Origin of the sequence: Rhodoferax saidenbachensis, from assembly GCF_001955715.1 — a bacterium.
GTDB classification, from domain to species: Bacteria; Pseudomonadota; Gammaproteobacteria; order Burkholderiales; family Burkholderiaceae_C; genus Allorhodoferax; species Allorhodoferax saidenbachensis.
This window is the reverse complement of sequence record NZ_CP019239.1, coordinates 3,133,902-3,158,011: the sequence shown is the minus strand read 5'-3', so window position 1 is coordinate 3,158,011 and position 24,110 is coordinate 3,133,902. Positions and strand designations below refer to the sequence as shown.

General features: G+C 62.1%; 24 protein-coding genes and 1 tRNA gene. 13 read left to right on the top strand and 12 right to left on the bottom strand.

The genetic code is table 11. The annotated features are described in order from the left end of the window. The first annotated feature begins 10 nt into the window (after positions 1-10). Genes rfbB through RS694_RS15045 form a run of 5 tightly spaced genes read left to right on the top strand, consistent with a single transcriptional unit; the run spans position 11 to position 3,932 of the window. Positions 11-1,084, top strand: a complete 1,074-nt coding sequence (gene rfbB, locus RS694_RS15065) for a dTDP-glucose 4,6-dehydratase (RefSeq protein ID WP_029707166.1) — start codon at positions 11-13, stop codon at positions 1,082-1,084. Beyond that, on the top strand, positions 1,081-2,013 hold the full coding sequence (gene rfbD, locus RS694_RS15060) for a dTDP-4-dehydrorhamnose reductase (protein ID WP_029707167.1): 933 nt from the start codon (positions 1,081-1,083) through the stop codon (positions 2,011-2,013). Before rfbB ends, rfbD begins: the two co-directional genes overlap by 4 nt. Then, the gene (rfbA, locus tag RS694_RS15055; RefSeq protein ID WP_029707168.1) at positions 1,997-2,908 is read left to right on the top strand and encodes a glucose-1-phosphate thymidylyltransferase RfbA; all 912 of its coding nucleotides are present in this window, start codon (positions 1,997-1,999) and stop codon (positions 2,906-2,908) included. The genes rfbD and rfbA overlap by 17 nt, the downstream gene beginning before the upstream one ends. After that, positions 2,905-3,453, top strand: a complete 549-nt coding sequence (gene rfbC / locus RS694_RS15050; RefSeq protein WP_029707169.1) for a dTDP-4-dehydrorhamnose 3,5-epimerase — start codon at positions 2,905-2,907, stop codon at positions 3,451-3,453. Before rfbA ends, rfbC begins: the two co-directional genes overlap by 4 nt. Before the next feature lie 11 nt (positions 3,454-3,464). Next, positions 3,465-3,932 (top strand): META domain-containing protein, encoded by a 468-nt coding sequence (locus RS694_RS15045; RefSeq protein ID WP_051391823.1) that lies wholly within the window; start codon positions 3,465-3,467, stop codon positions 3,930-3,932. On the opposite strand, the gene RS694_RS15040 is transcribed toward RS694_RS15045, so the two are convergent. The 5 genes from RS694_RS15040 to RS694_RS15020 form a co-directional block, all read right to left on the bottom strand. After that, positions 3,929-4,633, bottom strand: coding sequence for a TetR/AcrR family transcriptional regulator (locus tag RS694_RS15040; RefSeq protein ID WP_051391824.1), 705 nt, complete (start codon positions 4,631-4,633; stop codon positions 3,929-3,931). The genes RS694_RS15045 and RS694_RS15040 overlap by 4 nt on opposite strands. Before the next feature lie 2 nt (positions 4,634-4,635). Continuing rightward, on the bottom strand, positions 4,636-6,903 hold the full coding sequence (locus RS694_RS15035; protein WP_029707172.1) for a xanthine dehydrogenase family protein molybdopterin-binding subunit: 2,268 nt from the start codon (positions 6,901-6,903) through the stop codon (positions 4,636-4,638). Beyond that, on the bottom strand, positions 6,900-7,364 hold the full coding sequence (locus RS694_RS15030) for a (2Fe-2S)-binding protein (RefSeq protein ID WP_029707173.1): 465 nt from the start codon (positions 7,362-7,364) through the stop codon (positions 6,900-6,902). Before RS694_RS15030 ends, RS694_RS15035 begins: the two co-directional genes overlap by 4 nt. Positions 7,365-7,480: 116 nt before the next feature. Next, positions 7,481-8,140, bottom strand: a complete 660-nt coding sequence (locus RS694_RS15025; protein WP_029707174.1) for a DNA-3-methyladenine glycosylase I — start codon at positions 8,138-8,140, stop codon at positions 7,481-7,483. A gap of 175 nt (positions 8,141-8,315) precedes the next feature. Then, a tRNA-Leu gene (locus RS694_RS15020) sits at positions 8,316-8,400 on the bottom strand. A 40-nt stretch (positions 8,401-8,440) separates the two neighbouring features. Between RS694_RS15020 and cysM the strand changes: the two genes are divergently transcribed. The 3 genes from cysM (at position 8,441) to RS694_RS15005 (ending at position 10,228) form a co-directional block, all read left to right on the top strand. Then, positions 8,441-9,343, top strand: a complete 903-nt coding sequence (gene cysM, locus RS694_RS15015) for a cysteine synthase CysM (RefSeq protein ID WP_029707175.1) — start codon at positions 8,441-8,443, stop codon at positions 9,341-9,343. Between the two features lie 74 nt (positions 9,344-9,417). Further along, positions 9,418-9,957 (top strand): NUDIX hydrolase, encoded by a 540-nt coding sequence (locus RS694_RS15010; RefSeq protein WP_029707176.1) that lies wholly within the window; start codon positions 9,418-9,420, stop codon positions 9,955-9,957. 43 nt (positions 9,958-10,000) lie between these two features. Then, entirely contained in the window at positions 10,001-10,228 is a 228-nt protein-coding gene (locus RS694_RS15005) for a sulfurtransferase TusA family protein (protein WP_076069776.1), read from the top strand. Positions 10,229-10,779: 551 nt separating this feature from the next. Here the strand turns inward: RS694_RS15005 and RS694_RS15000 are convergent. Beyond that, positions 10,780-13,695, bottom strand: coding sequence for a valine--tRNA ligase (locus RS694_RS15000; RefSeq protein WP_076069773.1), 2,916 nt, complete (start codon positions 13,693-13,695; stop codon positions 10,780-10,782). Positions 13,696-13,769: 74 nt separating this feature from the next. Here RS694_RS15000 and RS694_RS14995 point away from each other — a divergent pair, with 74 nt between their 5' ends. After that, positions 13,770-14,048, top strand: coding sequence for a DUF2798 domain-containing protein (locus RS694_RS14995; protein WP_029709626.1), 279 nt, complete (start codon positions 13,770-13,772; stop codon positions 14,046-14,048). 25 nt (positions 14,049-14,073) lie between these two features. Here the strand turns inward: RS694_RS14995 and RS694_RS14990 are convergent, their stop codons facing one another. From RS694_RS14990 to RS694_RS14975, 4 genes are all read right to left on the bottom strand, one after another. Beyond that, positions 14,074-14,262 (bottom strand): CsbD family protein, encoded by a 189-nt coding sequence (locus tag RS694_RS14990; protein WP_029709625.1) that lies wholly within the window; start codon positions 14,260-14,262, stop codon positions 14,074-14,076. Between the two features lie 143 nt (positions 14,263-14,405). Continuing rightward, positions 14,406-15,209 carry a substrate-binding periplasmic protein gene (locus tag RS694_RS14985; RefSeq protein ID WP_081708729.1) on the bottom strand — a complete coding sequence of 268 codons (804 nt, stop codon included), beginning with the start codon at positions 15,207-15,209 and terminating at the stop codon, positions 14,406-14,408. Positions 15,210-15,289: 80 nt separating this feature from the next. After that, the gene (moaC, locus tag RS694_RS14980) at positions 15,290-15,796 is read right to left on the bottom strand and encodes a cyclic pyranopterin monophosphate synthase MoaC (protein WP_029709623.1); all 507 of its coding nucleotides are present in this window, start codon (positions 15,794-15,796) and stop codon (positions 15,290-15,292) included. Between the two features lie 22 nt (positions 15,797-15,818). After that, on the bottom strand, positions 15,819-16,742 hold the full coding sequence (locus RS694_RS14975) for a MaoC/PaaZ C-terminal domain-containing protein (protein ID WP_161631578.1): 924 nt from the start codon (positions 16,740-16,742) through the stop codon (positions 15,819-15,821). A gap of 46 nt (positions 16,743-16,788) precedes the next feature. Between RS694_RS14975 and yaaA the strand changes: the two genes are divergently transcribed. Genes yaaA through queF form a run of 3 tightly spaced genes read left to right on the top strand, consistent with a single transcriptional unit; the run spans position 16,789 to position 19,388 of the window. Then, complete coding sequence (yaaA, locus tag RS694_RS14970) at positions 16,789-17,568, top strand: peroxide stress protein YaaA (protein WP_029709621.1); 780 nt, start codon at positions 16,789-16,791, stop codon at positions 17,566-17,568. Between the two features lie 49 nt (positions 17,569-17,617). After that, on the top strand, positions 17,618-18,523 hold the full coding sequence (locus RS694_RS14965; protein ID WP_029709620.1) for an alpha/beta fold hydrolase: 906 nt from the start codon (positions 17,618-17,620) through the stop codon (positions 18,521-18,523). Between the two features lie 19 nt (positions 18,524-18,542). Continuing rightward, positions 18,543-19,388, top strand: a complete 846-nt coding sequence (gene queF, locus RS694_RS14960) for an NADPH-dependent 7-cyano-7-deazaguanine reductase QueF (RefSeq protein WP_029709619.1) — start codon at positions 18,543-18,545, stop codon at positions 19,386-19,388. Between the two features lie 63 nt (positions 19,389-19,451). Here queF and RS694_RS14955 read toward each other — a convergent pair whose 3' ends face one another. Beyond that, on the bottom strand, positions 19,452-21,020 hold the full coding sequence (locus tag RS694_RS14955; protein WP_029709618.1) for a methyl-accepting chemotaxis protein: 1,569 nt from the start codon (positions 21,018-21,020) through the stop codon (positions 19,452-19,454). 202 nt (positions 21,021-21,222) lie between these two features. Here RS694_RS14955 and RS694_RS14950 point away from each other — a divergent pair, with 202 nt between their 5' ends. Then, complete coding sequence (locus RS694_RS14950) at positions 21,223-23,157, top strand: bifunctional diguanylate cyclase/phosphodiesterase (RefSeq protein ID WP_051392151.1); 1,935 nt, start codon at positions 21,223-21,225, stop codon at positions 23,155-23,157. A gap of 52 nt (positions 23,158-23,209) precedes the next feature. Here RS694_RS14950 and RS694_RS14945 read toward each other — a convergent pair whose 3' ends face one another. Continuing rightward, positions 23,210-24,055 carry an enoyl-CoA hydratase-related protein gene (locus tag RS694_RS14945; protein ID WP_029709616.1) on the bottom strand — a complete coding sequence of 282 codons (846 nt, stop codon included), beginning with the start codon at positions 24,053-24,055 and terminating at the stop codon, positions 23,210-23,212. Positions 24,056-24,110: the final 55 nt, after the last annotated feature.

The window sequence follows — 24,110 nt, the reverse complement described above, 5'->3', positions numbered from 1 at the left end:
GGGTGAACGCATGACAATTCTTGTGACCGGTGGCGCCGGGTTTATAGGCTCCAACTTTGTGCTGGACTGGCTGGCCAGTTCCGAGTACGGGGATGAGACAGTGGTCAACCTGGACAAACTCAGCTATGCAGGCAATCTGCAGAACCTGGCCAGTCTGCAGGGCGACGCGCGCCATGTGTTTGTGAAGGGTGACATTGCCGATACGGTTTTGTTGGGTCAACTGCTCAGCACCCACCAGCCACGCGCCATCCTGAACTTTGCCGCCGAGTCACATGTGGACCGCAGCATCCACGGCCCGGAAGCGTTTGTGCAGAACAATATCGTGGGCACGTTCCAGTTGCTGGAGTCGGTGCGTACCTGGTGGAGTGCCTTGCCCGAAGCACCCAAGGCGCAGTTCCGCTTCTTGCATGTCTCCACTGACGAGATCTACGGATCGTTGGCCAAGGACGACCCGGCCTTCACCGAGCGCAATCCGCATGAACCCAACAGCCCCTACAGCGCCAGCAAGGCCGCCAGCGACCACCTGGTGCGCGCCTGGCACCACACCTATGGCCTGCCGGTGCTGACCACCAATTGCTCCAACAACTACGGCCCCTACCACTTTCCTGAAAAACTGATCCCGTTGATGATCGTCAACGCGCTGGCCGGTAAATCGCTGCCGGTGTACGGCGACGGCCAGCAGATCCGCGACTGGCTCTACGTCAAGGACCACTGCAGCGCCATCCGCCGCGTGCTGGAAGCGGGCCGTGTGGGAGAGACCTACAACATTGGCGGCTGGAACGAACAGGCCAATATCGACATCGTGCGCACCATCTGTGGTTTGCTCGATGCCCAGCGTCCACGTGCAGACGGCAAGCCGTATGTGGAGCAAATGGCCTTTGTGGCCGACCGCCCGGGCCACGATCGGCGTTACGCCATTGACGCGAGCAAGATCGAGAAAGAGCTGGGCTGGAAGCCCGCTGAAACCTTTGCGTCGGGCATCGCCAAGACCGTGCAGTGGTATCTGTCCAACCAGGATTGGGTGGCCAACGTGCAAAGCGGTGGTTACCGCGACTGGTTGCAAACGCAATACGGCCGCGCATGAAAATCCTCTTGCTCGGCCGCGACGGCCAGGTCGGTTGGGAGCTGCAGCGCAGCCTGGCGCCGCTGGGTGAAGTCGTCGCCCTGGGGCGAAACGCCTTGCAGAACCCGGATGGTTTGTGCGGTGACTTGACCAATCTGGACGGCCTGCGTGCCACAGTGCGCCAACTGCGTCCCAACGTGATTGTGAATGCCGCTGCCCATACGGCAGTGGACAAAGCCGAGAGCGAGCTGGAGTTGGCACACCTGCTCAATGCCCAGGCCCCTGGCGTGCTGGCACAAGAGGCAGAAGCACTCGGTGCCTGGCTGGTCCACTACAGCACCGACTATGTGTTTGATGGCAACGGAGAAACTCCGTGGCAAGAGAGCGATGCCACCGGCCCCTTGAGTGTGTATGGCCGCACCAAGCTCGAAGGCGAGCAAGCCATTGCCGCAGCTTGTCCGCGGCATCTGATTTTTCGCACCTGCTGGGTGTACGCCGCGCGCGGCAACAACTTTGCCAAGACCATGTTGCGCCTGGCGCAGACCCGCGACACGCTGAATGTGATCGACGACCAGATCGGGTCGCCTACCGGTGCCGACCTGATTGCCGATGTAACTGCGCAGGCCTTGGGCCAGGTCCGTGGGGCCGGCGCAGATGCGGCGCTGCGCCTGGCCGGTATCTACCACCTGGCGGCTTCCGGCACCACCAGTTGGTTTTCTTATGCAAATTACGTGTTAGCCCAGGCAGTGATTGCGCAACCAGCTATAAAAATAGTAGCGAAAACAGTCAACCCGGTGGCCAGCTCTGCTTTCCCCACGGCCGCCCGGCGTCCGCATAATTCGCGTTTGAACACCACCAGACTGCAGACCGTGTTTGGCTTGCAGTTGCCGTCCTGGCAGGTCGGTGTGACACGCATGTTGAACGAGATAGACCATGGCCCCAAGCTCTAAACCCGCAGCCCGCCCCCGCAAAGGCATCATCCTGGCCGGTGGCTCCGGCACCCGCCTGCACCCGGCCACACTGGCCATCAGCAAGCAGCTGCTGCCCATTTACGACAAACCCATGATTTATTACCCGCTCAGCACCCTGTTGCTGGCAGGCATTCGCGACATTCTCATCATCAGCACGCCGCAAGACACGCCGCGTTTCGTGCAGTTGTTGGGTGACGGCAGCCAGTGGGGCATCAATCTGGAATACGCCGTGCAACCCAGCCCTGATGGTCTGGCCCAGGCTTTCATCATTGGCGAGCAATTCATTGGCAACAGCGACAGTGCGCTGGTGCTGGGCGACAACATTTTCTACGGCCACGACCTGCACACCCTGCTGGCCAACGCGCACCAGCAGGAGAAGGGCGCCACCGTGTTTGCTTACCATGTGCAAGACCCGGAACGGTATGGCGTGGTTGCGTTTGACGCGAATGGCCGTGCCCGCAGCATCGAGGAAAAGCCCGCCAAGCCACAAAGCAACTACGCGGTGACCGGCCTGTATTTCTACGACAACCAGGTGGTCGACATTGCGAAGGCGGTCAAACCCAGTGCGCGCGGCGAACTGGAAATCACCGCCGTGAACCAGGCTTACTTGGAGCAAGGCAGTTTGAGCGTGCAGATCATGCAGCGTGGGTATGCCTGGCTGGACACTGGCACGCACGACAGCCTGCTCGAAGCCGGGCAGTTCATCGCCACGCTGGAGCGGCGCCAGGGCCTGAAGATTGCCTGCCTGGAAGAAATCGTCTGGCGCAATGGTTTTATTGACAGCGCCCAGTTGCAGCGCCTCGCGCAGCCGCTGGCCAAGAACGGCTATGGGCAGTACCTGCTCGGTCTGCTGAATGAGGGAAAAGCGCTGTGAAAGTCACCGCCACTTCCTTGCCTGAGGTTCTGCTGATTGAACCGCGCGTGTTTGGTGATACCCGCGGGTTTTTCTTCGAAAGTTTCAACCAGCGCGTCTTTGCACAGGCAACCGGACTGGACGTGCAGTTTGTGCAGGACAACCATTCCAAGTCAGCGCGTGGCGTACTGCGCGGCTTGCATTACCAGATCCAGCAGTCGCAGGGCAAGCTGGTGCGGGCGGTGGCAGGCGAAGTGTTTGACGTGGCGGTGGACCTGCGCAAGTCTTCGCCCAACTTTGGCAAATGGTTTGGTTGTGTATTGTCTGAAGAGAATAAAAAGCAGCTGTGGGTCCCCGCAGGTTTTGGCCACGGTTTCGTGGTGTTGTCAGAGTCGGCTGAATTTCTCTACAAGACCACCGATTACTACGCCCCGGAGCATGAACAGTGCATTGCCTGGAACGATCCGGACATTGGCATTGCCTGGCCCGAGATTCCCGGTGGCCCCCAACTCTCCGCCAAAGACCAGCTCGGCAAGCGGTTTGTTGACGCGGCTGTGTACGCTTGAAGGATCTCGCAATGAAACACTTTTTGAAAATAGCCATGCCGCTTGCTCTGGCCATGGTGCTGGCAGCGTGTGCCGTTCCCGCTCCCCAGCCCGAGTCCACCGCATCGACACCCAAAGCTTCTGCCGCGCCCGTGCTCACTGCGCAGGTCTTGGCGGGCAGCGTTTGGAGCGCAGGGTTCATTGACGGTGTGGGCGCCGCACGCGGCAACTGGCCACAACTGCGCTGGGTGGGCACTGACCGTGTGGCGGGCTCCGGCGGGTGCAATAACTTTGTCGGTAGTGCGGTGCTGGAGCAGGACAGTCTGCGTTTTGGCAGTTTGGCTGCCACCGGCAAGTTGTGCATGACGGAGCCGGGTGGTCAGGAAGACAAGTTCTTTATGGCCCTGGAGTTGACCCGCAAGGCACGTCTGGAGGGCACCCAGCTGTGGCTGCTGGATGCATCCGGCAAACCACTGGTCAAGCTGGAGCGGCTTAACTAAGCTTTTCTGGGTGACACCGGTCGCGGGTGCAACATGCCTCGCAGCAGGGTGGTCAAGGTGTGCGCCACAAAGGGCTCAAACGCAATCCGCATGCTGTGCAGACTGGGGTCTGCCTCCATCACACGCGCCACAACGGCCGGTGGTTCGGACAACTGCGTCACACTGATCACCAGTGCATGGGTCTGCAGCACCAGGGTCTGGGCATCTTCGAGGCGCAGACCGGGGATGGCCTGGGCAATGGTGGTGCTGACCTCGTGCAGCAGATCGCGCATGAAGTGTTTGAAACTGCGTGCCGTGTCTTCCGCAATATTCAACTCCAGCACCGAATGCAGCAGCACCAGCAGCCGGCGCAGCGTGGCTCGCTCATCCAGGCTGTGCGCAATGGCCTTGGCCACCGCATCGGCTGCTTGTGCTGACCGCACGCGGCCTAAGCTTGCGGTCAGCGCGGCAAGCCATTGCGTTAGCTCGGCCCGTACCAGCTCCAGAAACAGGGTCTCTTTGCTAGCGAAGTACAGGTACGCCGTGCCTTTGGCCACACCCGCCCTATCTGCCACGCGCGCGATGGTGACTGTGTCGTAGTGCCCCTGGGCGAACAACTCCGCAGCGGCCGCCACCAGGTGGGCGCGGCGCTGGTCCTTGTCCTCCTGGCTGCGGGCGCGTTTGCGCTCCATGGGATTGGCAGGCGTGCGGGGCTTGGTCAAAGTTATGCGGCCAGCGGCAGGGCGCGCTGGCGTTTGCCAGTCAGTGCAAACAACGCGTTCGCCACGGCGGGCGCGATGGGTGGAACACCCGGCTCGCCCGCACCGCCAGGTGCACGTGTGCTGGGCACCAGCCAGGTTTCCACCACCGGCGCCTCGGCCAGGTGCACCATGGGGTAGCTGGGGAAACTGGTTTGCTGCACGGCTCCATCCTTGATATCGATCTTGCCGTACAGCGCAGCCGTCAGGCCGAAAATCACGGCGCTTTCCATCTGCTGCGCCACGGTGGCCGGGTTGACCACGGTGCCGCAGTCCACCGCGCAGACCACGCGGTGCACGCGCGGCTTGCCGTCTTTCATCGACACCTCGGCCACCTCGGCCACGATGGTGCCAAAGGATTCGTGCAGCGCAATGCCACGCGCCCGGCCGGCGGGCAGTTTGCTGCTCCACTGCGCCTTTTCTGCGGCCAGGTTCAGCACGGCGAGGTAACGCGGCGCATCTTTCAGCAAGGCGCGGCGGAATTCCAGCGGGTCCTGCTTGGTCTCGGCTGCCAGTTCATCGACAAAACTTTCGGAGAAAAACGCGTTGTGTGAGTGGCCGACCGAGCGCCAGAAGCCGATGGGTACGTCCATGCGCGTGGCCACATGCGCCATGTGCTGGTGGGCAAAACCATAGGGCAGGTCAAACAGACCTTCGGCTGCGGTCTTGTCGGGCGTATCGATGGGGCCGGAGAGCGCGGGCAGTCCACGCGCCATCCAGCGTGGCGTGATGGCGTCGCCTGCGGACTTGATACGCAGGCTGTTGACCTGACCCTGGGCATCCACCGCCGCGTGCAGTTGCGCCACATTCATGGGGCGGTAGAAGTCGTGGGTGGTGTCTTCTTCGCGCGACCAGGCCAGTTGCACCGGGCGGCCACCACATTCCATGGCCACGCGCACGGCCTGGGCCACCGAGTCCACTTCCAGCCGGCGGCCAAAACCACCGCCCAGCAGCGTCACATGCAGCGTGACTTTGTCCACGTCCACCCCAGCCACTTTGGCGGCCACGGCCTGGGCAAACCCGGGCACCTGGGTCGGCGCCCAGACTTCCACTTTGCCGTCCTTGACCTGGGCGGTGCAGTTCATAGGCTCCATCGTGGCGTGGGCCAGATAAGGTGCCTTGTAGGTGGCTTCCACCACGCGCGCGGCAGAGGCTTCGGCCTTCACCGCATCGCCCTTTTCATAGAAGGCAAAGCCCTCTTCGGTAGCGAGCTTGCCCAGCATGGCTTCTTCGATGCGTTGGGTATCCAGCGCGCCCGCGGCACGTTGTTGCCACTGCACTTCCACGGCCTGCACTGCCTGGCGGGTATGCCAGGTGGTTTTGCCCACCACGGCAAAACCGGCGGTGGACCCTGCCATGGCGTCCAGTGCCACCAGCTTCTCCACACCGGGCATGGCCAGTGCGGCCTTGGCATCCAGGCTACCCACGGTTCCGCCCAGCATGGGGCACTGGCGCACCGACGCGTAGAGCATGCCGGGCAGGCGTACATCCAGGCCAAACACCGCACCGCCATTGGTCTTGGGCGGGATGTCACTGCGCGGCGAGGGTTTGCCAATCAGCGTCCAGTCCTTGCGTTCCTTGAGGCGCACATTGGCGGGCGCTGTGCCAGCGGCAGCCTTGGCCAGTTCACCGTAGTGGGCTGACTTGCCAGAGGCGTGGCTGACCACGCCGTCTTTCACATTCAGTTCGGTTACCGGTACGCTCCACTGTGCCGCAGCCGCACCCAGCAGGCTGGCCCGTGCGGTGGCCGCGGCGGTGCGCAAAGGCTCCCAGGCATCGGCGATGCTGGAGGAGCCGCCGGTGGCGTTGATACCCAGTTCGCGGGCAATCTTGCCGACCATCCATTCACCGATCTTGATCTTGGCAGGCTTCTCCTGTCCTTCGGAGTCCAGCGGGTGAAAGGGCAGGCTGGCCACCAGCATCGACACGTTGCCGTAGATGCTGTCCGAACCTGCTTGCTCCAGCCGTACCTTCTTGAGCGGTACGTCGAGTTCTTCGGCCACCAGCATGGCCAGGCCGGTGTGTACGCCCTGGCCCATTTCGCTGCGCGGCATGGCCAGGATGACGCTGCCGTCACCCGCAATCTTGACCCAGCCGTTGAGCGCCACATCGCCTTCGGTGGGCAGCATCAGCGCGGGGGAACCCAGGCGCGAGCGTGCGGGCAGCACGCTCCAGCCCACCACCAGCGCACCAGTGGCACCCAGGGCGCTCAGTATCCAGGTGCGGCGCTTCATGCTTGTGCTCCTTGGGTGTTGCCTGCAGCGCGGTGAATGGCCGCGCGGACGCGCTGGTAGGTACCGCAGCGGCAGATGTTCGTCATGGCCTCGTCGATGTCGGCATCGGTGGGCTTGAGTTTGCGTTCCAGCAGGGCGGCGGCAGCCATCAGCATGCCGCTTTGGCAGTAGCCGCATTGCGGCACCTGTTCGGCAATCCACGCGGCTTGCAGGGCGTGGGGTTTGTCGGGGGTGCCCAGAGCCTCAATGGTCTGGATTTTCTTGCCTGCGAGCGCCGCCACAGGCATTACGCAGGAGCGCACGGCTTCACCATCGATACGCACTGTGCAGGAGCCACAGGCTGCCACGCCGCAGCCAAATTTGGTGCCCGTCATGTTGAGGGTGTCGCGCAGCACCCAGAGCAGGGGCATGCTGGGGTCGGCGTCGGTCTGTACCGCTTTGCCGTTGATGTTCAGTTCCATGGGCACTCCTCTTTGGCTGTGTGGGGATGCTCCGCATGTTAAATGAACATGGGTCAATTAAATGTATTTACTTGTTCCTATGCGGGTTTTCCATAGCCCTGTGCCAGGACCCGGGCTCAGTTCCCGGCTGCTGTGGCGGGCTTGAACGTGGCTCGCGCATCCAGCGCCCTTTGGCGCGCACTGCAGCCTTCCAGGTGGTCATTGACCAGCCCCATGGCTTGCATGAAGGCGTACATGGTGGTGGGGCCGACAAAGCTCCAGCCGCGTTTGCGCAAATCCTTGGACAGGGCAATCGACTCGGGTGAGGTGGTCATGCCGCTGAGCGTCTGGTGCGTGATCTGGCTGGGGCGGGTTGCCGCCTTGGGCTCGAACTGCCAGAAGTAGGCCGCCAGGGAACCGAACTCCGCGCGCAGCGCCTGCGCCTTCTGCGCATTGTTGATGGTGGATGCAATCTTGCCGCGGTGGCGAACAATGCCGGCATCCAGCAGCAGGCGCTTGATGTCCGCTTCTTCAAAAAGGGCGACCTGGTCCATATCGAAATTCGCAAAGGCCTTGCGAAAGGATTCGCGTTTGTTGAGGATGGTCAGCCAGCTCAGGCCGGCCTGAAACCCCTCCAGGCAAATCTTCTCGAACAGGCGCCGGTCCTCATGGACCGGGTAACCCCATTCCTGGTCGTGGTACTGCTGGTACAACGGCGTGGCACGGCACCACACACAGCGCGCGGTGTGTTGGTCATCGGTGAAAAGTCCGGTGGGTGCAGTGGTGTCGTCGAGCATGGAGCAGTTTAAGAAAAGAAGTACCAGCAGAGGCAGGCAAAAGATTACTGTTGTTAATCACAGTATATTTGAACTCTGCCATGGCAACACGGTGTCCGCGCTGCCTGATCCGGTGCAACAAAAGAAGAGACCAAAGAAAAGGCCGGACGTCTTGTGAACAGTCCGGCCTAAGTTCTGGTGCCCGGGGCCGGAATCGAACCGGCACGCCTTGCGGCGGGGGATTTTGAGTCCCCTGCGTCTACCAATTTCACCACCCGGGCGGGAATGAGGAAAGACCGAAATTATGGCACATTTAAGGGCATGAACTACCCCACCATCGAAGACGCTATTGGAAAAACGCCCCTGGTGGCCCTGCAGCGCATAGGCACACAGCACAACAGCGCACACAACAACGTGGTGCTGGGCAAGCTCGAAGGCAACAACCCCGCTGGTTCGGTGAAAGACCGGCCCGCGCTGTCCATGATCCGTCGCGCGCAGGAGCGTGGCGACATCAAGCCGGGCGATACGCTGATCGAAGCGACTTCTGGCAACACCGGCATTGCGCTGGCCATGGCGGCGGCGGTCAAGGGTTACCGCATGGTGCTGATCATGCCGGAGGACCTGTCCATCGAGCGCGCCCAGACCATGAAGGCCTTTGGCGCCGAGCTGATCCTGACGCCCAAGAGCGGCGGCATGGAATACGCGCGTGACCTGGCCGACCAGATGCAGCGCGAAGGCAAGGGCCGTGTGCTGGACCAGTTTGCCAATGCCGACAACCCGCGCATCCACTACGAGACAACCGGCCCGGAAATCTGGGAGCAGACCGGCGGCAAGATCACCCATTTCGTGTCCGCCATGGGCACCACCGGCACCATCACCGGCGTGTCGCGTTTCCTCAAAGAAAAGAACTCGGCCATCCGCATCATTGGTGCGCAGCCTTCCGAGGGCTCACGTATTCCGGGCATTCGCAAATGGCCTCAGGAGTACCTGCCCAAGATTTACGACCCCGCGAATGTGGATGAGCTGGCCTATGTGAGCCAGTCAGACGCCGAAGACATGTGCCGCCGCATGGCGCGCGAAGAGGGTATTTTTGCGGGCATCTCGGCAGCAGGGGCTTGCTGGGTGGCGCAGGAAATTGCCAAACGCGAGCACGATGCCACCATTGTGTTTGTGGTGTGTGACCGCGGAGACCGCTATCTGTCGACCGGTGTGTTTCCTGCTTAATTTATGAAAAATAGGGCTCTAGCCCTCGTGGATGTTGCGCAAGCAGCTACTGAATTCATAGCATAAAGGTGCCTATGTCCGGAGTTTTCAAGTTCTGCCCCCAGTGCGCCACGCCACTGGCATTGATCACCCAAGTCGAAGATGGTGGCGATAAAGAGCGCCTGCGTTGCCCGGCCTGTGACTACACGCACTGGAACAATCCCACGCCGGTGCTGGCAGCGGTCATCGAATACGACGGCCAGATTCTGCTGGCGCGCAACGCGGCCTGGCCTGGCAAGATGTATGCGCTGATTACCGGTTTCATGGAAGCGGGGGAGACGCCGCAAGAGGGCATAACACGCGAGATTGCCGAAGAGACGTCGCTCACCACGGACTCGCTGGACCTGATTGGCGTCTACGACTTTCAGCGCATGAACCAGATCATCATTGCCTACCACGCGGTCTGCCATGGCGAGGTGAAACTCTCGCCTGAACTGGTGGACTACAAGCTCTACGCGCCCGACGCTGTGAAGTGCTGGCCCGCCGGTACCGGTTATGCGCTGGCCGATTGGCTCACCTCGCGCGGGTACACACCTTCGTTTGTCGAGTTTCCCAAGCGCGAAACCACGCAATAAAGACACGGCGCCCTACAATCGAAGCGCCCCAAAAGGATGTGAGATGCAGATCGACAAAGAAATTGACACCCGCGGACTGAATTGCCCCTTGCCCATCCTCAAGGCCAAGAAGGCACTGTCCGACATGCTCAGCGGTCAGACGCTCAAGGTGGTGGCGACGGATGCGGGCTCCATGCGCGATTTCCAGGCCTTTGCCAAGCAGACTGGCAATGAGCTGCTTGAGCAGTCCAATGTGGGTGAGGAATACATCCACGTGATGCGGCGCCGCTGATCTTTTTGGGTTTGAGGTTTTTCCCTGCGGGGCACCTCGCTTTCCCCCTCCCCCCAGCCCCCTCGCCCCGCCGGGCGAGGGGGAGCTTTAACAGCCGATTTGTTGGTTTGTCGCCGGATGCGGAATTACGGGGATAGGTTGCCTCCGCTATTTCTCTCCACGGCCAAAGCACGCGGTCGTAGTTACATCCACCGGTTGGGCTCGGAACGGCTGGCGGCTGCGCCTGCCAGTGACGAGGCATGGGGCAGGGCTTCGACAAGCTCAGCCTGAACGGGGGGGGAGGTATGTAGTGAAGCAACCAAGCTCTGACTCGCCCCTGGCAGGCGCAGCCGCGAGCGGTGCCGCACTACCTTCTCCCCGACCACTCCAACAGCCTCCACTGGCCGTGGCGCAAAGAAACGGTTGCAACCTATCCCAGTAGCCCCTGTCCGGCGCGAAGTAACCAGATCGGCTGTTAAGGCTCCCTTTCACCCCGGCGGGGGTGAAAGGGCGGGGGGATAGGGGGGAAGGCGAGGTGCCCCGCAGGGAGAAAAACTAAAACAAAGAAGAAATCAGCCCAATCGCGCCAACTGATCCTTGACCTTCACCAAGGTATCCGCAAAGTCGGCAACCCGCTTACGTTCCTGCTCCAGCACCGCAGCCGGTGCCTTCGCCACAAACGCTTCGTTTGACAGTTTGACCTGCGCCTTGGCGATTTGTTCTTCCAGACGCGCCACCTCTTTGCCCAGACGCAGCTTCTCGGCGGCCACGTCCACTTCCATGTGCAGGCAGATGCGGGCCTCGCCCACCACGGCCACGGGTGCGGCTTGTGCGGCGGTTTGCCAGGTGGCTTCATCGGCAAAGATTTTCACTTCGCTGAGCTTGGCCAGTGACTGCAGAACAGCTGCGGAGGATTGCAGGAATGCACCTTCGGCCGCGCTTTGTGCCACCACAAACAGTGGCAAGCGTGTGGCCGGTGAAACGCTCATCTCGCCACGCAGGTTGCGGCAGGCGTCCACCAAAGCCTTGAGCTTGACGACATGCGCAATCGCGGCTTCGTCAATGCGTTCGGGCTTGCTGACGGGGTAGGGTGCAATGCTCACGGAGGGGCCTGCATGCCCGGCAACGGGCGCCACTTTTTGCCACAGCTCTTCGGTGATGAAGGGTGCAATGGGGTGCAGCAGACGCAGAATGGTTTCCAGCACACGAATCAGCGTGCGGCGTGTGGCGCGTTTTTGGGCGTCGTTGCCGGTCTGGATCTGCACCTTGGCAATTTCCAGGTACCAGTCGCAGAACTCGTTCCAGACAAAGTCGTAAATCGTGTTGGCCACGTTGTCCAAGCGGTATTCGCCAAAACCCTTGGCCACTTCGGCTTCGGTCTTTTGCAGCAGCGAGACGATCCAGCGGTCGGCCTGGCTGAACTCCAGGTAGCCATGGGCAGAGCCGCCAGGCGCGCATTGTTCCTTGGTGTGTTCCAGCAAACCGCAGTCATTGCCTTCGCAGTTCATCAGCACAAAACGGGTGGCATTCCACAGTTTGTTGCAGAAGTTGCGGTAACCCTCGCAGCGTTTGCTGTCGAAGTTGATGGAACGACCCAATGACGCGAGTGCGGCGAAAGTGAAGCGCAGTGCGTCCGCACCGTAGGCGGGAATGCCTTCGGGGAATTCCTTCTCGGTGTTCTTGCGCACCTGCGGTGCGGTCTCGGGCTTGCGCAGACCGGTGGTGCGTTTGTCCAGCAGGGGCGCCAGTGAGATTCCGTCGATCAAATCGACCGGGTCCAGCACATTGCCCTCGGACTTGCTCATCTTCTTGCCCTGCGCGTCTTTCACCAGGCCGTGGATGTACACATGCTTGAATGGCACACGCCCCGTGAAATGCGTGGTCATCATGATCATGCGGGCGACCCAGAAGAAGATGATGTCGTAGCCCGTGACCAGCACGCTGCTGGGCAGGTACAGGTCGTAATCCTCCGTTTTTTCGGGCCAGCCCATGGTGCTGAAAGGTACGAGGGCGGAGGAGTACCAGGTGTCGAGCACGTCTTCGTCGCGGCGCAGTTTTTTACCGGGGGCCTTGGCTTGTGCTTCTGCTTCGTCGCGGGCCACAACCACGTTGCCGTCTTCGTCGTACCAGGCCGGAATCTGGTGGCCCCACCAGAGTTGGCGGCTGATACACCAGTCCTGGATGTTGTTCATCCACTGGTTGTAGGTGTTGATCCAGTTTTCGGGGACAAACTTCACGTCACCCGAGTGCACGGCGTCGATGGCTTTTTGCGCGATCGATTTGCCGGTGGCGTCGCCTGCACCCACCTTGTTCACCGCCACAAACCACTGGTCGGTCAACATGGGCTCCACCACCTGGCCGGTGCGTGCGCAGATGGGCAGCATCAGCTTGTGCGGTTTGATTTCCAGCATCAGGCCCAGCGCCTCCAGGTCACGGATGACGGCCTTGCGGGCGTCAAAACGGTCCAGGCCTTGGTAGGGTTTGGGGCCGTTTTCGTTGACCTTGGCGTCCAGCGTGAAGATGGTGATCAGCGGCAGGCTGTGGCGTTGCGCACAGGCGTAGTCGTTGAAATCGTGTGCGCCGGTGATCTTGACGCAGCCCGAGCCAAACGCGCGGTCCACAAAGTCATCGGCAATGATGGGAATCTGGCGGTCGCACAAGGGCAGGTCGACCATCTTGCCGACCAGGTGCTGGTAACGCTCGTCTTCCGGGTGCACGGCCAGCGCGCCGTCGGCCATCATGGTCTCAGGGCGGGTGGTGGCAATGGTCATGCCCTTTTGCAGCACACCGTCGATCAGCTGCGGGCCGTCGGCGAACGGGTACAGGATGTAGTGCATCTTGCCTTCGGCTTCGGTGCTTTCCACTTCCAGGTCGCTCACCGCGCTCATCAGCACCGGATCCCAGTTGACCAGGCGCTTGCCGCGGTAGATCAGGCCCTGTTCATAGAGCTGCACAAAGGTCTCGGTTACCGTCTTGGACAGTTTGGGGTCCATGGTGAAGTACTCGCGGCTCCAGTCCACGCTATCGCCCATGCGGCGCATTTGTGTGGTGATGGTGTTGCCGGATTTCTCTTTCCACTCCCAGACCTTCTTCAGGAACTCGGGGCGGCCCAGGTCGTGGCGGCTGACCTTCTGGTCCTGCAACTGGCGTTCCACGACGATCTGCGTGGCAATGCCTGCGTGGTCGGTACCTGGTACCCAGGCGGTGTTGAAACCGGCCATGCGGTGGTAGCGTGTCAGGCTGTCCATGATGGTCTGGTTGAACGCATGGCCCATGTGCAGCGTGCCGGTCACGTTGGGTGGTGGCAACTGGATGGCAAAGGCGGGTGCATTGGCCTCTGGCGCCTGTGTGCCGCGGTAGCCGGCGATGCCGTAACCGCGTTTTTCCCACTCCGGGCCCCAGTGGGCTTCGAGCGCGGCGGGCTCAAACGACTTGGACAGGGATTGCAGGCCGGGCTGGACAGGAGGGGTAGATGCGGTATCAGACATGGGGTACTTTAGAGAGCAACCGGCAATTTTACCGGGCACCGCACCGGTGCTGAAAATGCTACGCTCAAGCCCATATGAAACCCAGCCCTCAGCCTCCGCGCAGCGTCTTTGGCCTGCCCAAACTGCCCGCCAAATATGCGGGCGTGGTCATGCCGTTTTTCCTGTCCATCTTCATGACCTGCATTGTTTCGCTGGTCAGCACCCTGCGCAGTGTCGGCCCGGTGGCCGGTTTCGGCTCGCTGTGGCTGGGCTCCTGGGGGCTGTCGTGGCTGGTGGCTTTTCCGACCTTGTTGCTGGTCTTGCCGTTGGTGCGCAAAGCGACCGCGGCCGTGGTGGACCTGCCCGCTCCCTAGACGGGCGAGGTGGTGTGGGGTAGGCCTAGCGCCGCGGTAGGCGGGCGTCGCCGTTGCGCTGGTCCGCGCGGCCCAGCACCTGGCGCTGCAGACCACGGATCTGCTGCTCTTTGCTGCCGACCCAGCGGCCTGTGGTTTCCTGCAGGCGACCGGTCATTTCCCGGAGTGCACCGCCCCATTTTTGGGTGGTCATGGCGTAGTGGCTTTCGTGCATAGCTGCTCCAGTTGAACTTTCAGGATGTCCCCCGAAAAACCAATGCTAGGCAGATACGCGTCTGGCGTCCGTTCGGTGGCCCACAGAGCAGACACCGGTCAACGCCAAACAGCGCTCAAGCGCAGGGTGCCGCCAGGTAAGTGTCAGCGTGCGGAGTACTGCAGCAATGGAAGTTCTCTGGACTTGACGGCGACCCTGGTGACCGCTTCCATCTTCGCCAGAACGGCTTGGGCGTCCGGAAAAGTCTTTCGCAGACCAAAGCAGAATTCGCCCTTGGGGAGGAAAGACAGAGGCGTAAAGTCAATTTTGTCCTGCAAACCCAATTCGGCGATCAATCGCGTCCCGTCCGATTCCGCAGCAACAAAGATATCCAGCGCGTTCAGGGCGATCAACCGCAGTAGCGAAGCGGTGTTGCTCTCCATGTGCATCTGGCCCATTTCCAGAAATTGCAAGGCGTATCCGTTCGCGTGGTAGGTCCCCTGGCGCAAGGCGCGCATGTCTTTGACCGACGTAATGTCAGGGATGCGTGTGTCTTCCTTGCGATGGAAAGCCCCGAAGGTTGTCTGCGAAAGTGGTGTGCTGCAAAAGTCCGCGTACTCCAGTCGCTCTTTGACACGGCTGGTACAGAAGCCGTCGAGCAGGCCCACCTTCACCATTTCCTGCGTTCGTGCCCATGGGTAGGCAAAGTGCGTAAAGTCCAAGCCACACTTTTCACCCAGCACATTGATGGAGTCAACCAAGAGTCCGCTGGCGGTTCCATCCGGGTTGCGCCGGCTGAATGCCCAGACCATGTCTGCATATCCCATGCGGATCGGCGGGGCTGCCAGAGACGGGGAGAGCGTAGCGGTTGCCAGGGAGGCAATGAGGAATTCCCGTCGGTTGGTCGCTCTCATGGGGTCTGGAATTCCTTGAATACGGGTGGGTATGCCTCTGGATGGCCAATCCATTATTCCATTGGGGTTGCCGTCTGACCATCCCCCATTTGGGTGAAATTAGGGGGCAGAACGCAACGCTGCCCCTCCGTGGCTCATGGGGCCGCCAGGTACGTGCCGGACTTGCCGCCGTGTTTCTCTAGCAGCTTCACATCGGTCATCACCATGCCTTTGTCCACGGCCTTGCACATGTCGTAGATGGTCAGCAGGGTGATCTGTACGGCGGTCAGGGCTTCCATTTCCACGCCGGTGCCGCCCGTGGTTTCGGCAATGGCCAGGCACTGCACAGCGGGGCCACTGGTGGCGGTGGCGGTGACGATTTCAAACTCGACGGCCACGCGCGACAGCATGATGGGGTGGCACAGCGGGATCAGGTCGCTGGTGCGCTTGGCGGCCATGATGCCGGCCACGCGCGCCACACCGAGCACATCGCCCTTGGCGGCCTGGGCGTTCTGGATCAGGTCCAGCGTGCTTTGCTTCATCTGGATGCGGCCGCCCGCTATCGCCTTGCGGTGGGTTTGGGGCTTGCCGCCGATGTCCACCATATGGGCGTCGCCCTTGGGATCAAAGTGGGTGAGGGAGGATGGGTTGGTATCGGTCATGGCTGATTGTGTCGGTAAGAGGTCACAGCGGGCTCAATGGACTTAGCGTGCCTTCGATATGCGGCTCTCCGCTGGGCAACACACGCAGCACAAAACGCGTGCCATTGCCTTCGGGGGCGGTCAGCAGCGCCACCTGGCCGGGCAGCAGCAGCGGGCGTTTGAAGCGCAGATCCAGTTTCACCGGGGTATGCGGGTCTTGCCCCTGTTGCAAGAGGGCCAGGCAGCGGGCGGCGCTGAACATGCCGTGTGCGATGGCGCGCGGGTAACCGAACAGGCGCGCCGTGAAAGCGCTCACGTGGATGGGGTTCCAGTCCCCCGAGGGGCCGGCAAAACGCCGCCCTGCGTTGGCGGCCACGGCCCATTGGGCGATGGGCTCGCCCCAGGCCGGTTCGGCGTTTTCGGCAGAGGCGGGTTTCTTGCCGGTTTTGCTCCGTGCCAGGGGAGACAGGAAGGTGCTCACTTCGCGCCAAACGACTTCACCGTCGGCACGCACCGTGGTGTGCAGCGCAAAGGACTGGCCGCGGTCGGTGGCGGTGATGTCGTCCAGGCTGCATTCCATCTCCAGCAGTTCACCTGCAGCAATGGGGCGCAGCGACTCAATGCTGTTGGACCAGTGCACCAGGCCCAGCAGGCGCACCGGAAAACGCACGTGCGAGAGGATGGCCATGTGCAGCGGCATGGCCATGGCGTGCACGTACAGCAAGGGCAGGGTGCCGTTGGCAGGCAGCTCGCACACCTGCTGGTAGCGGGCCAGCGCCGAGGCTTGCGCCTGTGCACCTTTCCAGATGGCGTGGAACTTGATGTCCAGCGCCTCGGCGGGGGCCTGGGTGGGCCGCCCGGCGAACAGCGAGGCCAACATGGCCCGCGCGTTGGATGGGGTTTGGGTAAAGCGCAGGTGTACGGTACCGGGGGTGGCGGAAGGACTGGGGTCGGGCTGTGGGGACATGGTCGTGGCTGGGAAAGGGTGAGAGTCGCTTCCCAGATAATGCACCATGCTTTTTGTTCTGTCTCCTGCCAAATCCCTCGACTACGACACCCCGCTGGACAACCAGGCCCACACCGCGCCGCTGTTCGTCAAGCAATCCAAGGCATTGATCGACGTGCTGCGCACCCACTCGCCGCAAGACATTGCGGAGTTGATGTCGCTCAGCGACAACCTGTCTGCCCTCAATGTGGCGCGGTACCAGGCCTGGTCCAGCCGCGCCACGGTCAAGAACGCACGCCAGGCCGTGCTGGCTTTTGATGGCGACGTGTATGGCGGGCTGGACGCACGCAAGCTCGGTGCCGGCGACCTGGCCTGGGCGCAAGACCATGTGTGCATCCTGAGCGGCCTGTACGGCGTGTTGCGCCCGCTGGACCTGATGCAGCCCTACCGGCTGGAGATGGGCACACGCCTGGCCACTGACAAAGGCAAGGATTTGTACCAGTACTGGGGCACGCAGATAACCGACTACCTGAACCAGCGCCTGAAGGCTGACATCAGCCCGGTGCTGGTGAACTGTGCCTCGCAGGAGTATTTCAAGGCCGTGAACACCAAGGCACTCAAGGCGCGCGTGGTGGAATGTGTGTTCCAGGAATACAAAAATGGCCAGTACAAAATCATCAGCTTCATGGCCAAGCGTGCGCGCGGGCTGATGGCACGTTACGCCGTGACCCACCGCCTGGTGAGCCCCGAGCAACTGCGCGCGTTCGATGTGGACGGCTACGCCTGGAATGCCGCAGAGTCGACGCCCGAGCGTCTGGTGTTTCGCCGCAAGTTGGCTGCGGCGTAATTTTAAGAAAAATAGGCCTCTGGCCCTTACCCACACTGCGTAACAAGCTATGAAAATCAGAGCAAATGGCATAGAGATCGAAGTCGAAGACAGCGCCCAGACCGACGCGTCTTTCGCCAGCAAACCCGTGGTGCTGCTCATCATGGGCCTGGGCATGCAACTCGTGGCCTGGCCGCCGCAGATGGTCAAGGCGCTGGAAGACGCGGGCTACCGTGTGGTGCGTTTTGACAACCGCGATGTGGGCCTCTCCACCCACTTCGACTTTCTGGGCCGACCCAAGATGTTGTGGTCCATGATCAAGTTCCGCTTGGGTCTGGTGCCGCAAGCGCCTTACACGCTGAGCGACATGTGCGCCGACACGCTGGGCGTGCTGGATGCGCTGAAGATAGCCAAGGCACACGTGGTGGGTGTCAGCATGGGCGGCATGATCGCCCAGCGCGTGGCGATTGCCGCGCCTTCGCGCACGCTGAGCCTCACCAGCATCATGAGCACCAGCGGTGCGCGCGGCCTGCCGCAGGCCAAACCCGAAATCATGCGCGCATTGCTGAGCCGCCCCAGCGACAGCAGCCGCGAGGCGGTGCTCAAGCACAGCGTGGGCCTGTTCAAGGCGATTGGCAGCTCGGCCTATCCCACGCCCGAGGCCGAGATGCGCACCCGGGTGGCCGCTTCATTGGAGCGCAGCTTCCACCCCGTGGGCACGCTGCGCCAGATGCTGGCCATCGTGGCCGACATCACGCGCGCGGCGCAGCTTGCGCGCATCACCAGCCCCACGCTGGTGATACACGGCAAGGCCGACCCGCTGGTGCCCTACCCCTGTGGCGAAGACACGGCCAAACGTATCCCCGGCGCCAAACTCATTGGCATTGACGGCATGGGTCACGACCTGCCGCCTGAGCCGGTGCGCCAGATCCTCCAGGCCCTGCTGCCGCATTTCCAGGCGGCTGCCAGCCGTTAAATTTCTTGCGAGTGACACCATGAACACCCCCGAACAATCCCAGCTCGGCAAAGCCTCCGCCTACATCGACCAGTACGACGCATCGCTGCTGTTTCCCATCCCGCGCGCGGGCAAACGCGCCGAGATCGGTGTCACCGGTGCGGCGCCGTTTTTTGGTGCCGACATGTGGACCGCGTTTGAACTGAGCTGGCTCAACACCCGTGGCAAGCCGCAGGTGGCGCTGGCGCATTTCACCGTGCCGTGTGAGACGACCCACATCGTGGAGAGCAAGTCGTTCAAGCTGTACCTCAACAGCTTCAACAACACGCGTTTCGCCGACTTCGCCGAGGTGCAGGCGCGCCTGCGCGCGGACATTTCCGAAGCCGTGTGGCACGGTGGTCCCATGCAGTCATCCGTCGGTGTGACGCTGATTGCCCCCGAGCTTTTTGACCGTGAACCGGTGTTTGAGCTCGATGGCATGAACCTCGACCGGCTGGATGTGGAATGCACGCAGTACCAGCCCGCGCCCGAGTTGCTGACCGTGGGGCAAGCCGACGCACCGGTGAGCGAAGTGCTGGTCAGCAACCTGCTCAAGAGCAACTGCCTGGTGACCGGCCAGCCCGACTGGGGTAGCGTGCAGATCAGTTACACCGGTGCGCCGATCCACCAGGAAGGGCTGTTGCAGTACCTGGTGAGTTTCCGTAACCACAACGAGTTCCATGAGCAATGCGTGGAGCGCATCTTCATGGATATCTGGACACGCTGCAAACCCACCAAGCTCACCGTTTACGCACGTTACACGCGCCGTGGCGGGCTGGACATCAACCCGTTTCGCACCAGCCACCCGCAGGCGCTGCCAGGCAATACGCGTACTGCGCGCCAATAAGCTGCCATTTCATCTGCTATTAAAAGCAGAGCTGCTTGCGCAGACTGCATGGGGGCTGGAGGCCTATTTCCTTCCTGGCAGGTGGAAAACCTGGGCGGCCCGGCCCAGCATCACGGCACTGGTGTTGAGCCCCTCGGCCGAGGCGGCGGACTCCTCCACCAGCGCGGCGTTCTGCTGGGTCACGGTGTCCAACTGGTTCACGGCTTCGTTCACCTGCGCAATGCCGGTGGCCTGCTCCTTGGTGGCGTTGCTGATGGCCTGGATCAGGGCGCCCACTTCCTTGACGGAAGCCACCACGGCATCAATGGTCTGGCCCGCGTGGCTCATCTGCGCGGTGCCTTCCTGAATCTGCTCCACAGAGCGCGCAATCAACTCACGGATTTCCTTGGCCGCCACAGCGCTGCGCTGGGCCAATGAGCGCACCTCGCTGGCCACCACGGCAAAACCACGGCCTTGTTCACCTGCACGCGCCGCTTCCACGGCCGCATTGAGCGCCAGGATGTTGGTCTGGAAAGCAATGCCTTCAATCACCCCAATGATCTCGCGCACCTTGCTGGACGAGGCGTCGATGGCCTGCATGGCCTCGCCCACCTTGTGCACGGCGGCGCCGCCCTGTGTGGCGATGGTGGTGCACTGCGCGCTTTGCGCCGAGACCTGCACCGCCGTGTCGGCCGTGTGTTTGACCGTACCCGAAAGCTGTTCCATGGAGGCGGCGGTTTCTTCCAGGCTGCTGGCCTGCGATTCGGTGCGGGCCGACAGGTCGATGCCGCCCGCGGCAATTTCCGCGGCCGACTGGGTGAACCCGTCAATCTCCAGCCGCACATCACCCACTACGGCCTGCAGATTGACCTGGATCTGTTGCAGGCTGCGCATCAGCACGCCCATGGGCGGCGGAAAATGGCCTTTCACCGGTGTGGTCAGGTTACAGCCCGCCAGGTCGTCTGCAAAACGCTCTGCTACTTCGATGGCGGCGGAAAAACGCTTGTCGAACCATGCCGTGATGCCGACCACGCCCACCACAAGCACTGCGGCTTGCAGCGCCAGGCGGGCTGTACTGTCCAGCGGCAGCCACTGCGGCAGCATGGTGCCTACGGCAAGCAACACCAGGGCCAGGCCCAGGCGGCGCGTCAAGGGCATGCGGTCCAGCGCGCCGGGCAGCCCGCGCAGGCCCCGGTAGCGCACTTCGCCGCCCTGCAGATAGAAGGGCAGGGTCTGCGGGTATTTGACGGCATTCATGCGCGCATACAGCGCTTCTGCCGCTTCGATCTGCTGGCGGGTTGGCTTGGTGCGCACCGACATGTAGCCGCGCGGTTTGCCGTTTTGCAGGATGGGCGTGACATTGGCCTGCACCCAGTAGTGGTCTCCGCTCTTGCTGCGGTTTTTCACAATGCCGCTCCAGGGATGGCCACGGCCAATGGTGGACCACATGTCTTTGTAGGCGGCGGGCGGCATGTCCGGATGGCGGATCAGGTTGTGGGGCTGGCCGACCAGCTCTTCGTAGGTGAATCCGCTGACCTGAACAAAGGCGCGGTTGCAGTGGGTGATGACGCCTTTGGTGTCGGTGGTGGACACCAGCATCTGGTCAGCCGGGTAGTCGTGTTCGTTCTGTGTAACAGGCAAATTGGTGCGCATGTGGGTCTTCCTTGTGTCTGGACTGGCGTTACCCAAGCGGTGTGCCGTCGGCAATTTGCAATTGCCGACGCGCCCAATTTTCCGCCGCATGCATCAACGGCAGTTTGATATGGATCAACATCCGTTAAAGTGCAGGCGAGTTCACCCACAGAAGATGGGCCCGCAAGGACGTTGCGCCCGTTTTCACCTTTACGTTTTTGCCATGCCGCAACAGACTTCAACGCTCGCCGCCCTGCAACGCAACTTCTGGCTTCTCGTAGCGGCCGCCCTGGTGATGCTGGGCGTCGTGATGGGCTATCTGCTTTTTCAGGAACGTACACGCACACTGGCGCGCGAAGGCGACCGCCTGCTGCACCAGGTGCGCGTGATTGACGCCAATCTGACCCAGCAACTGGCGGGTGTGAATGCCGCACTGCTCAGCATGCGCCAGGAGGGCCTGGCTGCACGCAGCCCCGCGCAACTCACGCAGCAGGGCTCCGAGCGCCTGCGCGCCCTCACGGACGCCATGCCCGGTGTACGCACCATGCTGCTGACCGATGCCGAGGGCACCATCCTGGCCTCTAACCGGCGTGAAGCACTGGGCCTCAACGTCAGCGAACGCCCGTATTTCCAGGTAACCAAGGCCAGCAGCCAAGCAGACACGCTCTATGTGTCTGAGCCCTTCAAGACGCCGTTGGGCGTGTATTCCCTCAACGTGGTCCGCATCTGGCTCGACAGCAAGGGCCAGTTTGCCGGTGTGGTCACCGCCACGCTGGACCCGACCTATTTCGACGTGCTGCTGCGTTCCGTCCTGTACGCCAGCGACATGCGCGCCACCCTGGTCCATGGCAAGGGCAAGGCCTTCATGACGCTGCCCGGCAACCCCAACATTGAAGGTGTCAACCTGGCTACACCGGGCACGGTGTTTGGTCGGCACATGGCGTCTGGCAAGACAGAAAGCCTGATCCAGGGCGTATTCACGACGACCAGTGATGAGCGGCTGGTGGCCTACCGCACGGTGCAGCCTGCTGCCCTGCAGATGGACCAGCCCATGGTGCTGGCGGTCAGCCGGGAGCTCACGGCCGTGCTGGCGCCCTGGTGGCAACTGGCCCAGGTATTTGTCGTTGCATACGGCCTGTTGTGCGCCCTGGCGCTGCTCAGTGCGTGGGCGCTGCAACGCAAACAGCAAGCGTTGCTGGCCTTGACCCAAGCGCGTGCGCAGGAAACCCAGGAGCAGGCGCAGCGCCTGGACCTTGCCTTGAATGGCGCCGATCTGGGCCTGTGGGACGTGGACCTGTCCACCGGCGTGCGCAATGTCAACGCGCGGGCCCAGGAAATGCTGGGCCGCAGCCCGGATGACCCGGTAGACGCCTTGTCGGTGTGGACCGGCAATATGCACCCGGACGATTTGCAGCAAGTCGAAGCCTTGCGACAGGCCCATGAAGAAGGGCGGTCTTTTTCCCTGGTGCTGGAATACCGCATGCAGCACAGGGATGGGCACTGGGTCTGGATTCACAGCCGTGGCAAGGTCACCCACCGCGATGCCGATGGCCGGCCCCAGCGGCTCATGGGCACGTATCTGGACATCACCGAGCGCAAGGCCGCGGAGGCGCAGATCGCCGAGTACGCCTTCCATGACCCGCTGACCCACTTGCCCAACCGGCGCTTGCTGATGGACCGCCTGGCCCAGGCCCAACACGCCAGCGCGCGCAGCCGTCAGCCTGCTGCGCTGATGTTTCTGGATCTGGACCGTTTCAAATGGGTCAACGACACCCTGGGCCATGACCAGGGCGACCAGCTCCTCCAGCAGGTGGCGGAGCGATTGCAACTGTGTGTGCGCCAGAGCGACACGGTGGCCCGGCTGGGCGGTGACGAGTTTGTGCTGGTGGTCCACAAGCTGGGCGAAAACATGGAGGACGCCACCGTTCTGGTGCGCGCCCTGGCTGACAAGGTGCTGGCCTCCCTGCGTGAGCCGCTGGATCTGGGCACCGTGCAATACACACTGACCACCAGCATTGGCATCACGCTGTTCTGCGGGGAAGATGTGGCAGCCTCAGAGCTGCTCAAGCGGGCTGACCAGGCCATGTACCAGGCCAAGGCGGACGGGCGCAACAGCGCCCGCATCTACCTCGGCGCGGTGCAGGAGAAGGCGGCCTGAGTCAGCGCAAACGCTATTGAATCAATAGCTGCTTGCGCACTATCCATAAGGGCTAGGCCCCGATTTCCTTGAAATTGGTGAGAGCAGGCAGTGCCGGAAAGTCGCCCGGCTTCTTGGCCTTCATGGCCATGACCGACGCCATTACGTGGCGGTTGCTCCAGATCGCACCCTGCAGCCAGCCCATTTGTTTGAGCGAGTCTTCCACCGAGTGGTCGCGTGCGTAGTGCACGGCCTGTTTGGTGCCCCAGATGGCGACGGGTGGTTTGCTGGCAATCTCGGCAGCGCAGGCCATAGCGGCTTCCAGCGTGGCTTCGGGCGTGTCGTACACGGCGTTGACCAGACCGTATTGCAGTGCCTTGTCGGCTGGCAGGCGGCGTCCGGTGTAGGCCATCTCCTTGACCACGGCCAGCGGAATCAGCTTGGGCAGGCGCTGCAGCGTGCCCACGTCGGCCACCATGCCGATGTTGATTTCCTGAATGCAGAAAAACGCGTTGGCCGTGGCGTAACGGATGCAGCACGCGGTGACCATATCCACAGCACCCCCAATACAACCGCCCTGGATGGCCGCGATCACCGGAATGCGCAGGGTCTCCAGTTTGGTGAAGGTGCCTTGCATGTCGGTCAGCAGATCAAAAATTGCCGCACGGCCTTCGGGGCTCTGGTCGTCCATGGTGATGGCGCCGGCAAAGGTTTCCAGCGCCATGCCGGCGCTGAAGTGTTTGCCGGTGCTGCTGATGACCAGCGCGCGCGCGGTGCCTTCCTTGTGGATTTGCGTGAGCACCGCATCCAGCTCGCGCCAGAAGGTCGGGTGCATGGTGTTCATGGCCTCGGGCTGGTTCAGTACCAGGTGGGCGATGTGGTTGTCGGTGCTCAGGGAAAAGCAGGTGAGGGCGGTCATGTCGTCTCCGTTTTGAAATTTGCGGCTACTTTAGTGCATGTTCGTATGGCGGGCT